At 34.5% G+C, this 14926-nt stretch carries 14 protein-coding genes; 2 read left to right on the forward strand and 12 right to left on the reverse strand.

Features of this window, described 5'->3' with window-relative positions:
• Window positions 1–16: 16 nt before the first annotated feature.
• Window positions 17–2020 carry a glycoside hydrolase family 97 protein gene (locus tag BLR17_RS01495; protein ID WP_066328322.1) on the reverse strand — a complete coding sequence of 668 codons (2004 nt, stop codon included), beginning with the start codon at window positions 2018–2020 and terminating at the stop codon, window positions 17–19.
• 284 nt (window positions 2021–2304) lie between these two features.
• Window positions 2305–2706 (reverse strand): hypothetical protein, encoded by a 402-nt coding sequence (locus tag BLR17_RS01500; RefSeq protein ID WP_066328321.1) that lies wholly within the window; start codon window positions 2704–2706, stop codon window positions 2305–2307.
• A 285-nt stretch (window positions 2707–2991) separates the two neighbouring features.
• Between BLR17_RS01500 and BLR17_RS01505 the strand changes: the two genes are divergently transcribed.
• A complete protein-coding gene (locus BLR17_RS01505) occupies window positions 2992–4266 on the forward strand; it encodes a Y-family DNA polymerase (protein WP_066328320.1) in 1275 nt (424 codons plus the stop codon).
• Complete coding sequence (locus BLR17_RS01510) at window positions 4257–4697, forward strand: LexA family protein (protein ID WP_066328319.1); 441 nt, start codon at window positions 4257–4259, stop codon at window positions 4695–4697. Before BLR17_RS01505 ends, BLR17_RS01510 begins: the two co-directional genes overlap by 10 nt.
• 144 nt (window positions 4698–4841) lie before the next feature.
• Here the strand turns inward: BLR17_RS01510 and BLR17_RS01515 are convergent, their stop codons facing one another.
• The 10 genes from BLR17_RS01515 to BLR17_RS01560 all read right to left on the reverse strand — a co-directional run bounded on the left by BLR17_RS01515 (window position 4842) and on the right by BLR17_RS01560 (window position 14926).
• Window positions 4842–5636 carry a hypothetical protein gene (locus BLR17_RS01515; protein ID WP_066328318.1) on the reverse strand — a complete coding sequence of 265 codons (795 nt, stop codon included), beginning with the start codon at window positions 5634–5636 and terminating at the stop codon, window positions 4842–4844.
• A 191-nt stretch (window positions 5637–5827) separates the two neighbouring features.
• Window positions 5828–6709, reverse strand: coding sequence for a pirin family protein (locus BLR17_RS01520; RefSeq protein WP_066328317.1), 882 nt, complete (start codon window positions 6707–6709; stop codon window positions 5828–5830).
• 2 nt (window positions 6710–6711) lie between these two features.
• A complete protein-coding gene (locus tag BLR17_RS01525) occupies window positions 6712–7326 on the reverse strand; it encodes a hydrolase (RefSeq protein WP_066328316.1) in 615 nt (204 codons plus the stop codon).
• A 28-nt stretch (window positions 7327–7354) separates the two neighbouring features.
• Window positions 7355–7672: a GNAT family N-acetyltransferase gene (locus tag BLR17_RS01530; RefSeq protein WP_066328315.1), complete on the reverse strand. Its 318-nt coding sequence runs from the start codon at window positions 7670–7672 to the stop codon at window positions 7355–7357.
• 269 nt (window positions 7673–7941) lie between these two features.
• Window positions 7942–8526, reverse strand: a complete 585-nt coding sequence (locus BLR17_RS01535; RefSeq protein WP_066328314.1) for a PH domain-containing protein — start codon at window positions 8524–8526, stop codon at window positions 7942–7944.
• A gap of 184 nt (window positions 8527–8710) precedes the next feature.
• Window positions 8711–10396 carry a sodium/sugar symporter gene (locus tag BLR17_RS01540; RefSeq protein WP_066328313.1) on the reverse strand — a complete coding sequence of 562 codons (1686 nt, stop codon included), beginning with the start codon at window positions 10394–10396 and terminating at the stop codon, window positions 8711–8713.
• Between the two features lie 52 nt (window positions 10397–10448).
• On the reverse strand, window positions 10449–11462 hold the full coding sequence (gene galE / locus BLR17_RS01545) for a UDP-glucose 4-epimerase GalE (protein WP_066328312.1): 1014 nt from the start codon (window positions 11460–11462) through the stop codon (window positions 10449–10451).
• Window positions 11463–11638: 176 nt separating this feature from the next.
• The gene (locus tag BLR17_RS01550) at window positions 11639–12688 is read right to left on the reverse strand and encodes a UDP-glucose--hexose-1-phosphate uridylyltransferase (protein ID WP_066328520.1); all 1050 of its coding nucleotides are present in this window, start codon (window positions 12686–12688) and stop codon (window positions 11639–11641) included.
• 5 nt (window positions 12689–12693) lie between these two features.
• Window positions 12694–13860 carry a galactokinase gene (gene galK, locus BLR17_RS01555; RefSeq protein WP_066328311.1) on the reverse strand — a complete coding sequence of 389 codons (1167 nt, stop codon included), beginning with the start codon at window positions 13858–13860 and terminating at the stop codon, window positions 12694–12696.
• A 46-nt stretch (window positions 13861–13906) separates the two neighbouring features.
• Window positions 13907–14926, reverse strand: coding sequence for an aldose epimerase family protein (locus BLR17_RS01560; RefSeq protein ID WP_066328310.1), 1020 nt, complete (start codon window positions 14924–14926; stop codon window positions 13907–13909).

Genomic DNA, 14926 nt, shown 5'->3' on the forward strand with positions numbered 1-14926 from the left:
TTGCTTTCAATAACTCTTATATTTTTTTAAATCGAACGGCTGTTCCACCCGCACCGCCAAGATGCAACCTTAGTATATCCGTTGCTTTTACCATTTTCCTGGAAATCATTATCGCAGATGGATTGTGAGTTTCATCAGTACCTTCGGCATCAGCATAAATTTGAGCTTCATAAGTGGCATTCGAATCTAAAAATGTCAATGGAATAGCTAAATCTCTGGCTTTTTCATTAGTAATACTTCCTAAATACCAATCGGCACTATTTCGGTCTTTACGAACAGTGGTAATGTATTGCCCAATTTCCCCATTGATAACTTTAGTATCTTCCCAATCTGTTGGCACGTCTTTTAAGAATTGTAAAGCTGGTTTCCCCTCATAATTTTCAGGAAGGTCAGCCATCATTTGAATAGGCGAATAAATAGTTATATATAATGCCAATTGTTGCGCTGCTGTACCGTGAACTCTTCTACCGGCATAACCTTGTTTTACCTCAACGTCAAAAATTCCCGGTGTAAAATCCATTGGTCCGGAAAGCAATCTGGTAAAAGGAATAATAGTCAAATGATTGGGAGGATTCCCTTCACTCCAGGCATTGTACTCTTGTCCTCTTGCCGCTTCCCTTGAAATCATATTTGGAAAAGTTCTTCGTTCTCCTGTATCCTTTATAGATTCATGATACAATACTGCCAAATCATACTGAGCTGCTTTTTCCAGAACATATCTGAAATAATTCACTCCAAATTGCCCGAAATGCCATTCTTTCATATTCAATTTTGAACCTACATGACCAATTTTAACGGTATGAATTCCCAGTTTTTTATACAAAGCAAAACCTTCATCAATTTCTTTTAAATAGTTAATTAGGTTCGAACCCGTTTCATGGTAACCTATAAGTTCAACTCCTTTTTCTTTACCGTATTCTACCACCTTCTCTAAATCAAAATTATCCGCCGATTTAGTAAAACTAAACATGTGCATGTGGTTTTCATACCATTTAGGTGTCCAACCTTTATTCCAACCCTCAATTAGCAAATGATGGAAGCCTTCTTTGGCAGTAAAATCAATATATTGTTTAGCGTGTTCTGTAGTAGCACCTTGCTTTTTACTCTCCCAAAATGTAAATTTCCCGATATGCATTCCCCACCAAATTCCAAAATATTTATAAGGTTTAAAATAAGTTGGATTGGCTAATTTATTCGGTTCGTTCAGATTCAAAATCAAATAAGAAGTAATTAAATCAGTAGGTTTTTCGGCAATTTGTAAAGTTCGCCAAGAAGACGTAAAACTATCTTTGACTCTTACTTTTACACCATCTGCCCAGGGTACCAAATCCGATTTAAGCTGAGTCCCTGTAGTATTAACCAAAGTCATACTGGCAAAATCGACCAAATTTGCCTCATGAAAACTCAATGCCAGCCCGCTTTTGCTTTCAATTGTCAATGGAGTTAAAACAGTATCCAGCGTACTTACCGGAGCATCTTTAAAGAGATATTCATCACGATTTTCTCTGTTTGCCGGAATCCACCAGGCTTTTCCATCTTCTTTCAAATTAAAGGTGGTTTTTTCATCCATGATGAAAATACTGTCTTTTGTTTCTTGTTTTGGATAAACATATCTAAATGCAATTCCATCGTCATAAGCGCGAAACTGAATCTCTAACTTTCGTTTATTGCCACTTCTTTGCTGCAATTCAATCACCATTTGGTTGTAGCGATTTCTAATTTGCTTTTTCTCTCCCCAAATCTGTTCCCAGGTCTCATCAAAAGTTGAATTTTCTACTTTCTTGATTTCAAAACCGCTACTTAAATCTTCATTATTTTTTAAGACAAACCCCATATCAGATGGAGAAATCACTTCAGTTTTTCCATGAGAAACAGCATATTTTGGTGCATTGTCAACTAACTGAAATTGAATTTTATTTTTTCCTTCGGGAGAAGCTAATTCATAGGATTTTGTTTTTTTGCTTTGTGCATTACAAATAATTGCAACTAACAACGGTAGAAACAGTATTCTTTTTAACATTTATTGAGTATCTATTTTTTAATAAAAGTTGCTAAACTTGAATAATAGCTTGCAAAAACAATTTAAATCATCGCGATTTATTATTCTCGCCTTTCATTTTCTAAATACTACGTTAGTCTTTAAAGGCTTTTTCACAAACTATACCCAAACTCTAAAGATATATTTTTTTTCGAATTATTAGAATATGTAATAAATAACTTCATTTTTAATGTCTTAACTCCTAAATTTTAACCAAAAAAAAAGACTCCCAAAAAGGAGTCTTCTTAATTACTAACCAATCTAAATTATTTAACAGCAACCGTTTTATGCACTACTAAAGAAGGAGCTGACATAATTGTTGCAGTTCCATTAACTACAAGTATTTCATATTTCTCCACTTTTGTTTTTGAATCAGCAACCAGGTAATATACCCCGTCAGCCAAAGGATTTAAATCATAAGTCTTCACAATTTTTTCTGAAGATTTCAACGGATTCAAATTTAAAGTATAAAGGTTCTCAATATGCAATAATTTATCATTTGAATCATACATTGAAACTTCAGCTTTATTCACATCTTTTATTGCAAAAGTTACCATCTTTTTTGAGCTGAAACTTTCAGCTTTAGCCGTTTTATGACTAGTTGCATGTGTATTCATAGCTAATAAAACAACTACTAATACGATACTAAGTTTTAAAATCTTTTTCATAACTAGAAATTTTAGATTTACATTTCTTTTAACTGGTTCAAAGATAGTATGCTAGCACAGAATTAAACTACAGTAGTTTTTCATATTTCTATGCTAAATTACCTTTTACGAAAACGTTTTAGTCAAAAAATGATAATTTTAAACATAATAAAGTTAAAATAGCATAGTTTTTCACTGAAAACTGAACTTTATTACCTTTTCGAAAAAATCAAAACAGAACATATTATTTCTGAAAATTAACTCCAAATACCTTTAAGCAACAACTCTATTACGTAATTTTGTATCATGTATGCCTTAGTCGACTGTAATAATTTCTATGCTTCCTGTGAACGTGTTTTCCAACCCGAATTCAACGACAAGGCTGTTGCGGTTTTATCCAACAACGATGGCTGTGTAATTTCCAGAAGCGAAGAAGCCAAAGCAGCCGGAATTCCTATGGGTGCACCTGCATTCCAAATTAAAGATTTGGTAAAAGAAAAAAACATCAAACTCTTTTCTTCCAATTATGCACTCTATGGCGATTTAAGCCGCCGTGTAATGGCAATCCTAAATCAGTTTACGCCCAATGTTGAAATTTACAGCATCGACGAAGCCTTTCTTAATTTTGACGGATTAAATATTGAAGGTTATCATGATTACGGCCTTCAAATGAAAAACCGTATTCGAAAATGGCTTGGACTCCCTATATGTATTGGATTTGCAGAAACCAAAGCCTTATCGAAAGTAGCCAATAAGATTGCCAAGAAATTCCAAGACAGAACCCAGGGCGTTTATGTTATCGACTCCGAGGAAAAACGCATTAAAGCCTTAAAATGGACCAAAATTGAAGATGTTTGGGGTATTGGCTACCGAATGACTAAAAAAGTAAAACTGCGAAATATCAACACCGCATTCGATTTTATACAACCACAACACGAAGCCTGGATAAAAAGTACAATGGGTGTAACCGGCCTTCGTTTAAAAGCAGAATTAGAAGGAAAATCGGTTTTGGATTTAGAACCTAACACCGACCCAAAAAACAGCATTGCCATTACAAGAAGTTTCCCTAAACAAATCTCCGATTTTGATTTACTTCGGGAACGCATCACTACTTTTGCTGCCGTTTGTGCCGAAAAATTACGTAAGCAAGAATCCTGTTGCCATACTATAATAGTGATGCTCGTTGTGGACAAGCATACGATAAAAACATCCAAATACTATTTTAACAGCGCCATTACTTTGCCATATGCAACTAATTCGACTTTGACTATTGCCAATACCGCTGTCGAATTATTAAAACAATTGCATCAGGGAAACGACCATTTAAAATTCAAAAAAGCAGGCGTAATTGTCAGCGAACTCATTGGCGAAAACCAGAAACAATTTCAATTATTCGAAGAAGAAAACCCAAAGCATCTGGCATTGATGAAAGCCATGGATCGTCTCAATACTAAAATTGGCGATACCAAAGTAAAACTGGCCAGCCAAAATTTGAAAAAAACCTGGGATATGAAGCAGAATCATTTATCTGACAGATACACCACTAATTTTAAAGAGATTCTCGAAATAAAATGTCTATAAAGAAAAACCAAAAACTCAGCTTTTACAAACCGGATTACGAAAGTGAACTGCGAATTCCTTTTATCCCTGATGGTGTTTCGGCAGGATTTCCCTCGCCGGCAGCTGATTTCACGGAAAACAATATCGATTTGAATAAAGAGCTAAGCGAAAATCCTCTGGCTACCTTTTATATTAAGGTAAAAGGAAATTCGATGATAGATGCCGGTATTGAAGACAAAGATGTACTGATTGTAGATAGAAGTATTGAACCACAGGACAACAAAATTGCCATTTGCTTTATCGATGGCGAATTTACCGTAAAACGCATCAAACTGGAAAAAGACTGCCTCTACCTGATGCCTGAAAACAGCAACTATACTCCGATAAAAGTCACCGAAGAAAACGAATTGATAATTTGGGGAATTGTGACTTATGTGATAAAAAAAATGTAAAATCAAACGAATTCGCTTTCACATTTTTAGCTTAAAAGATCAGCACTTAAGCACCAAAATACCAGACACTTGCTTCTTTTTTAGCAAACACTATTAGAGTGTAAAAAAAGGATAAGTATTTTATTTTCACCTATTGAAATATAATTATTGAATAGGCCATTCGACAGTCAAGATAAATTGCAAATTTATGTCAGGGAAAGAATAAGTTATAGTATTGGGTTTAGAAATCAGATAATCAGTAAATGATATTTCCTTATAATCAGGAACAGCATTTAATAAATCCTGAACTACATCGCCATCCTTATCGACCAAACCTACTCTTAACTTCTTATCTGATTTAATATACAAATCATCATTAGTTAAACCCCAATTAAGGTCTCCTTGATTTTCTTTAACAGTCGATACAAACCATCTTTGCATATTGTATCCATTCTGGAATTGATTACTAATTTTTAATTTACTAAAGCCGAATACAACATCTGCTAAACGATTTGGATCATTAGCGCCGTATTCAGGATCCCACGTTTGATTGATGTTATAAAATGAAACGACTTTCATCCCTGTAATTTTAATAGTATTACCTCGGGTTACATTAACTATAACTTGTTTCTCAGATATACCATTTTTACTATTCAACGCTCTAACCCGTATTGTTTTTTGTCCTGGTGTATCAAAATTAAAATACAACACTACTGAACTTCCAAAACCCAAATTAGAAAAATTTTTCACTTCAAGATTGTCTAATGAAGTACCTAAAAGTTCTATTTTTTCGTTTGCATTTACCGTTATTGAAAGAGTTTCTTCGATAGTTACATTGACTGTAGAGGGTACAAGCTCGATGTTAAAAGTGCTTAATTCAGCTGGTGTATCAATAGAGTTATCAGAAGCACAGCCTAACAGACTAAGACAAAAGAAACTGATAATTAGTAGATTTTTCATTTATTGCTTTTATTTTTTTTGCAAAATTACTTTCACTATACCTCAGAAGCAATACCCACTTTTAGTGATATTTAATTATAACTTAATAATGTGTTACCAATACCTTAAATAATCCATTTCAATCATAAAAAATGTGAAATCAAACGAATTCGATTTCACATTTTTTATAATTTAAAATTTACAACAACAATTTAAAATTTAGGAGGTGCAGGCAAAGGAACAAATTCCGTTTCTCCGGCAATCTTAGGAAAAGCCTGTTGGGTCCATCGCTCTTTGGCTTCTTCAATCATAGCCTTATCAGTAGCTACAAAATTCCAATAAATAAAACGTTCTTCAGGAAAAGCTTCGCCTCCAAAAATATAAACGCTTGTATTTTCTCCCATTTCAAATTCGCAGAGCGTACTTTCTTTGGCAACCAAAATTTGTTTTGGCTCAAAAATAGTATCTTCACTTTTAATACTTCCTTCGAGAATATACAAGGCACTTTCTCCAAATAAGTCCTTACCAATATTGACTTTCTGAGCCTTTGTATTCTTAATTTCAATAAAATATAACGGACTGTAAGCAGGCACTCCAGATTTTCTCCCGAAAGCTTCTCCGGCAATCAATTTAAACGAAAGACCATTTTCTGTCCAATGCGGAATTTCATTCTCTTCAATATGAACAAAAGAAGGTTCCATTTTTTCTAATTCTTTTGGCAATGCCACCCAAATTTGGAATCCATGAAGCATTTTCTCTGAACTACGCAAATATTCAGGGGTTCTTTCAGAATGGACAATGCCTTTTCCGGCAGTCATCCAGTTTACGGCTCCGGGTTTTATTTCAATCTCGCTCCCAAGGCTGTCACGGTGCATGATACTTCCTTCAAAAAGATAGGTCAGTGTGGAAAGTCCAATATGCGGATGCGGTCCCACATCCAGATTCTGATAATTCGATAAATGCGTTGGCCCCATGTGATCCAGAAAGATAAATGGTCCAACAGTGCGTTTTTGACGAAACGGCAACAAACGCCCTACGAGAAAATTACCGATATCAGCAGCGCGTTCTTCGATTATTTGTTCAATATTTGACATGATTAAATAATTTTTCCATCTTTAAATAAAACCTCAAAAAATCCCGGAACAGTTTCCTCACGATTCCAATCACGCTGTAATTCACAAAGCAGTTGATTTACCGAAATAAGTTGGCTACCAGCTTGTTCTATTCTTCGCAATGCAATAGTATGCGCTTCCGATGAAGTTCCGCCAACAGCATCCACTACAGGATAAACTTCAAAACCTTCTTTTAAAGCGTCAAGAGCGGGAAAAGTTAAACAGGCTTCCGTCCAGAGTGCCGCCATGATTAGTTTTTTCCTTCCTGTCGCCTTTACAGCTTCATAAAATTCCTTGTCTTCCCAGGCATTAATACTGGTGCGGTCGTAAGACACCGTATCGGCTAAAACTTCTTTTAAAGGAGCAATCGTATCCTTATTTCTACCCGTTTGGACATTTACAGTTGATACAATTACAGGAATATTATACACTTTTGCCGTTTTGGCCAAGCGTACAATTTGTTCCACTAAATGGGTTTGATCCATCGATTTGATGGAGGATACCTGAATGGGTTGATAGTCAATAATAATAAGTGCTGCATTTTCAGGACTTAGCAAATGATCATTTTTGGGGTCTCTAATAGGTGCTATACTGCTCATAGTAATAGTGAAAAGTTAAATTGATTAATTATAAGAATTTGAATCCGTGAAAACTATCATCAACGATACGTTTCCATTCCGGATGTCTTTTGATGTAAGCAAATACTAACGGACAAAGCGGAATAAGTTTGTAATTATTGTCTTCAATATAAGCCAACGTTTTTTCGATTACGGCTGTAGCCGCGCCTTTCCCTTCCAATTCGGGTTCTACTTCGGTATGGATTAAAGAAATCACATTGGGTTGTTCTTTGTAAACGATAAAGGCTTTATGTCCTTCAACAGTAATTTCAAACTGCTGCTCTGCTACATTTTTGATAAGAGGTATATTTTCAAATTCCGGTTTCATAATTAGATTATTAAATGGTTATTAGACAAAAAAACAAGCTAATTGGTACTTGGCTTCGTGTATCTTATTTTGTTTAACAAATTTACTATTCTAAAAAAGGAAACATCTTAATCTATGTTAAGAAGATATAGCAAATCGGATTTTAACCTTATTCAAATAAAAAAATGTGAAATCAAATTGCTTCGATTTCACTTTAAACAGAATAGCTCCAAAAGACTTTATTTAATAGACAAATTATATAAAAGTCACGTATCGCAGCTAAGTATAGTCTAACAATCGTAGGTTATGATTGGAAAAAAAGTTTTGACTTTTACTATCTCGACTTCTTTAAAATTATCAGCTAAAATTTTATCAATTTTATTGGAATGTAAACAAGTAATAATAATATTTTCATTATTTATCAATTCTAACTGAGAATAGTAATAACTTTCAAAAGCAAAATTTCTAAATCCACTATCTTTTAATCCATTCATAAAAATAGATATTTTAATAATTTGATTAGCTTCTATAATCTTTTCTTTATTATTTGATATATATATTAACTTATTTTGATCTATTATAAAACTACTATGTGAGCTTTTTATATAATAATTAATATGGAGAATAAATACAGGTAAAAAATACATCACAAAAAAGTAAACGAATAAATAAGTCGTTATTTTGAAAGTTAACTCATTGTATATTATTGCCATCAAAATTAGACACACTAATGATGCTAAAATTAGGTTTTTTAGCATTTGAAAATGGCTAAATATCTTTACTGAAATTTTCATATATCCTGATTTATTAAATTTACCCACTGTCTTATCCAAACTCGCGCAAGCATCCTCCTCACTATAATATTTTATACTCATTTCCTTTTTAACCAAATGTAAGAAAAAAGATTTTTTTATCTACCTAATCAATATTGTATAAACAAAAACGTATCGAATTTATATCCTTTGCGGTCACGAGCAAGATGCTCACGCGAGCAATAAAAAAATGTGAAATCAAATTGCTTCGATTTCACATTTTAAATTTAAAACTATTATTTTAATCTTACCAGAACTTCACGTACAAAGCAGCGATAATTAATAATGTAATGATGATTAATACTGTAGTTTGAGGTTTAACTTTAAACATTTCAGTATCTAATTCAAATGCTTTAGGATTCACTTTTGGTCCTGCGTAACTCACAGCAACCATCAAAATCATTGTAAACAAGAATGATAATCCCATACATACGTGGAACGGAATTTCGAATGCTCCTTTTCCGTTAGCATAGGCCGTGTATAAGAACGTTTCGTTTCCAAACATAGCCGGTGCATATTCGTTGAATAAAACAGATAATAAGAAACCTGCCAATACTCCTACGATAGCAGCTGTTCCTGTAGTTCTCTTCCAAAACATCCCTAAGAAGAACATCGCAAATACTCCCGGACTAATAAATCCTGTATATTTTTGAATATAAGTAAATCCACCTACTCCGCCAATTCCTAATAAGTCATTCCATGTAAACAATACAGCAAGAACCATTGCAGCAAAAACTGCATAACGACCAATATTTACCTGAGCTCTGTCTGAAGCTTCTTTTTGAATGTATTTTTTATGAACATCTAATGTATAAATTGTAGAAATACTGTTTACTTTACCGGCTAACGAAGCTACAATCGCAGCAGTCAAAGCCGCAACTGATAATCCTTTTAATCCTGTAGGTAAGAAAGTCAACATCGCTGAATAAGCACCGTCTTTCCCTCCTACTAATTGAGGCAAATGTCCTCCTTCATATAAAACGTAAGCCGCAATACCAGGCAACATTACAATTACCGGCATTAATAATTTCAACATACCTGCAAATAACAAACCTGTACGAGCCGTAGTTAAATCGGCCCCCAAAGCTCTTTGCGTAATGTATTGGTTACATCCCCAATAGTTCAGGTTGATAATCCAGATACCTGCTAAATAAGATAAAACTCCCGGGAAAGTCAAATACTTATCAATTTCTAATTGTGTAGAAGAAGCAGTTGGCCTAGGGATAATCATTTTGAAATGTTCCGGAGCTCTTTCCATCAAAACCTTAAATCCTGCAATTGCATCCTGACCTACTCCGAAATATTGTCCAACAGTTGTTAAAGCAATATAAGAAGTTACTAAACCTCCAATAATCAATACAGCCACCTGAATAACATCAGTATAAGCTACAACTTTCATACCTCCTAAAGAGATAATCAAAGCAAAAATAGCCAAACCTAACATGATAACATGAAGATAATCTCCTCCAGCTAATCCGTTAATAGCAACAGCTCCTAAGTATAAAATAGAAGTTAAGTTTACAAAAACATACAAAAACAACCAGAAAACAGCCATAATCAAAGCCGTTGTATCGTTATATCTGGTTTTTAAAAATTGAGGCATGGTGTAAATCTTGTTTTTCAAATAAACAGGAATAAACCAAATACCTACTATAATTAAAGCAATTGCAGCAACCCACTCGTAAGCGGCAACAGCAATTCCTAAAAAGAAACCTTCCCCACTCATTCCGATAAACTGCTCGGCTGAAATGTTGGAAGCAATTAGCGAAGCTCCAATAGCCCACCAGGTTAATGTTCCTTCTGCCAGGAAATACGCCTTAGCATCGTGTTCGTTTTTTTCGCGCTTGCGATAGATAATATATCCGTAAATTGATACCGCTAAAAAGTAGACGATAAATACTGCATAATCTGCAAATTCGAGACTTGAGCTCATAGTTATTATTTAAAATTATTAATTGGTTAACAAAGCCATTCCAAACGAATGCCTAACTTCTGATTTTTTGTTCCCATTTCCAGGCACTTTCCATAGCTTGTTCTAAAGTAGATTGCGTTTTCCACCCAAGAACTTCATTGGCTTTAGTAGTATCGGCATAAGCCAAAGTCACATCACCTTCTCTTCTGTCAACGATTTGGTAAGCCAGTTTTTGACCACTTACTTTTTCGAAAGCATTGATAACTTCTAAAACTGAACTTCCTACTCCGGTTCCAAGGTTAAAAGTTTCTACTTTGTCCTGATTCTTTTTGTTCAACAATCGTTGTAATGCCACCACATGCGCTTTTGCCAAATCCACTACATGGATATAATCGCGAATACAAGTTCCGTCCGGCGTTGGATAATCATTCCCATAAACCATTAATTCTTTACGCAAGCCAATTCCCGTTTGCGTGATGAATGGCACTAAATTTTGTGGAACTCCTATTGGCAATTCTCCAATTTCAACAGATGGATGCGCTCCAATTGGGTTAAAATAACGCAATAAAATCGCGTTGATTCCGCTTACCTTAGCCACATCAGTAATAATTTCTTCTCCTATTTGTTTGGTATTTCCATAAGGAGACATCGCTGGTTGTACCGCTGAATCTTCATTAATAGGCATTGTCTCGGCCTGACCATAAACCGTACAAGAAGAGCTGAAGATAAAATTAGCTTCCTGTTTTTTCTCTAATTCCTGCAATATATACACTAAGGCATTGATATTGTTTTCATAATACAACAAAGGATTCCCAACACTTTCTCCAACTGCTTTAGAAGCCGCAAAATGAATTACTCCATTTACATCAGCATGTTTTTTGAAAAAATCCTGAACTGCCGATTTTTCTCTTAAATCCAGTTTTTCAAAAAGTGGTTTTTTCCCTGTTATCGCCTCAATTCCTTTTAAAACGTCTTCAGATGAATTGGATAAATTGTCAATAACAACCACTTCAAAACCTTCATTTTGCAATTCGACTACCGTATGCGAACCTATGAAACCTAAACCTCCCGTTACTAGTATTTTCATAATTTTTTGTTTTTTAGTTCTACCAGAAATATTGTAAACATTCTTTTTTTTAAACCATTAAGTGAATTAAGAAAGTTAAGCACACTGTAAATATTAATTTTCTTAAATGCCTAAATGGTTAGAATATTTAGTTTTTCATACAAACCAGTAGAGCTATTTTTTAAATATCAGTTTAGTTATTTTTGTTTGTAATGTACCTCAGATAAATTTCGCAACATTTCGGCACTTTTCTCCGGTGTAATATCTCTTTGAGATTCTCCCATCATTTCGTAACCAACCATAAATTTTTTCACTGAAGCCGAACGCAACAATGGCGGGTAAAAGTGCATGTGAAATTGCCATTCCGGATGGGCTGAACCGTCTGTTGGTGCCTGGTGAATTCCTGAAGAATAAGGGAATGATGTTTCGAAAAGATTATCATACTTTGTTGTTAGTTTTTTCAAAACCTCAGCAAAAGCAGTTACCTCATCCTCTGTAAAATCAGTGATTTTAGTAATATGACGTTTACTGATAATCATGGTTTCAAAAGGCCAGATTGCCCAGAAAGGAACAATGGCAGCAAAATGATGGTTTTCAACCACAACGCGCTCTTTTACTTTTAATTCTTCATTTAAATAATCCTGCAACAAATTAGTTCCGTTTTTATCAAAATAAGCTTTTAAATTATCCTGTGTTTTTTGAACCTGAGTTGGCAACGAAGACTGAGCCCAGATTTGTCCGTGTGGATGCGGGTTACTACACCCCATTACACTTCCTTTGTTTTCAAAAATCTGCACGTGATTGATGTAATCAATGTTACCCAAATCAGTGTATTCTTTTTGCCATGTATGGATAATATTAACAATACCGTCTACATCCATTTCAGGCAACGTCAAATCGTGTCTTGGTGAAAAACAAACCACTCTCGAAATTCCTCTTTCCGGCTGTGCTTTAAAGAAACTTCCTTCTTCATTTCCTCCAAAATCAATTGGTTCCTGTTTTAAAGCAGCAAAGTCATTTTCGAAAACAAAACTGCTTTCGTAAGGCGGATTTACTTCGCCATTAGCGCGAACATTTCCGGCACACAAATAACATTCCGGATCATATTCTGGTAAAGCAACAGTATTTACAGCCTCTTTTTGTCCCTGCCATGGTCTTTTTGAACGGTGTGGCGAAACCAAAACCCATTCGTTAATCAAAGGATTATACCTTCTGTGCGGATCTTCATTAATATCAAACTTTCTCATGCTCATTATTTAGTGTATAGTGATGTTCCGTTACTTACTTTCACGTCGTAAATTTTCAATTCGATTCCGAAAGCTTCGGTATATAATTTTGAGAATTTATCTTTAATTTCCTGTTCGTGTCCTTTTTTAACTAAGTTGATGGTACAACCTCCAAAACCACCTCCCATTAATCGGGAACCGATAACTGCTGCTTCTTCTTTGGCTAAATCAACTAATAAATCCAACTCTTCACAACTTACCTCGTAGTCTTTAGACAAACCATCGTGAGTAGCAAACATCAATTCGCCCAAGAATTCAATTTTTCCGTTATCCAAAGCCTCACAAGCCTGAATCACACGGTTGATTTCTTTTACCACAAAAAGAGAACGTCTATAAACGTCATGACTCATTTTGTCTTTCAAGTCAATAATGGTTTGCTCGGTACAATCTCTAAAACTTTTTATTTCAGGAAAATTCGCTTTTACAATAGCAATTCCTTCTTCACATTGCTGTCTTCTTTCGTTGTAAGCCGAAGTCATTAGCGAATGTTTCACATTTGAATCAAACAAAATCAACGAATAATCAGCAAAGTTGGCATCGTGATACGTATATTCTAAAGTACGGCAATCAATCTTGATCACTTTGTCTTCCTGTCCCATAACGCTAGAAAACTGATCCATAATTCCGCATTTGATTCCCACCCAATGTTCTGATTTTTGACCTAACAAAGCAATATCAATAGGTTTGATATTCAAATTAAACAAATCGTTCATCCCGAATAAGAAACCACATTCTAAAGCCGCCGATGAAGACAATCCGGAACCAACAGGAATATTACTGCTAAACACACAGTTTACCCCTTCAAACTGGAATCCGTTAATTTTTAATTGATTGATAATTCCTCTGATGTAGTTCGTCCATTCGTTTTTATCCAAACTTACCTCAGCCGTAACATCAATTTCAAACTCGTCATTCAGGTCTAAAGCTACTACTCTGGAAGTATTGGTATTGTTTTTTGCAAAAGCAAAGCAAATAATCTTATCGATAGCCGCGGGCAAAACATAACCGTCGTTATAATCAATATGTTCTCCAATAATATTAATCCTTCCCGGAGAAAGCACTATTTTATCTGGCTCATTACCAAAGATTTCTTTAAAAGAAGCCGCCGTTTTGTTAATTAAAATATCATTCATTAGTTAAAAATTGGTATAGTGTTACTATTATTTTGATAAAACCTCATTACAGAGCTTCAAATTTATAAGTAGTTTTTTGAGTGTAAATATCTCCTTTTTTCAAAACCGAACTTGGAAAATTAGCATGATTTGGAGCGTCAGGGAAATTTTGAGTTTCAAAACAAATTCCGCTTAAAGCATGATAGCTTGCATTTTCTTTTCCTTTTAAATCAGGACCACAATTTCCGCCCACATAAATATGAACTCCCGGCTGATCGGTATAAACGTCCATTTTTAAATTCGTTTTTGGACTAAACAGCGTCGCTTTCACTTCGTCATTGTTTTCAACTACAAAAGTGTTATCGATATTTTGAGGACATTTTTTAGCTGTTCGATAATCAAAAAACGTATTAGCTACTTCCAGAATATTCCCAGTTGGAATACAATCTTCTCTGGTTTCTACCACTTTTTGAGCGTGTACTACTAAATCCTGATTCGAAACATCTGATTGATGTCCGTCCAAATTGAAATAACTGTGATGTGTTAAATTGATGATAGTATCTTCAGTAGTAGTTGCTTTGTATTCCAAAATCAATTCGTTTTCTTCTGATAAAGTATAAGTCAGACTTACCGAAAGCTCACCCGGATAATTTTCTTCGTTAGCAGTACTAACATAACTCAAAGTAATTGATGGATTTTCACCGGTTGTTACTGCATCTACATTCCAGATTTTTTGACTAAAGTTGTCAATTCCTCCGTGTAAAGAATTAACGCCATTGTTAATTGCTAATTGATACGTTTTTCCGTTTAGTTCAAATTTCCCTTCACTAATTCTACCTGCATAACGCCCTACAGTAGCTCCCAAATAAGGTTTACCTTCTAATTGAAATGATTTTTCATAGCCTTCAACAGTATCAAATCCTAAAACTACATCAACTAATTCATTATTCTTAGTTGGAATTTTTAATGCAGTTACTGTAGCTCCAAAAGGAATTACACTCAATTTTGCTCCGTTTTTATTAGTTAACTCATAAAAACTTGAAACAACAGAATCTAAATGGGATAAATTATTTTCAGATGCAGACAT

It is taken from the genome of Flavobacterium glycines (assembly GCF_900100165.1).
In the GTDB taxonomy this organism is placed as follows: Bacteria; Bacteroidota; Bacteroidia; order Flavobacteriales; family Flavobacteriaceae; genus Flavobacterium; species Flavobacterium glycines.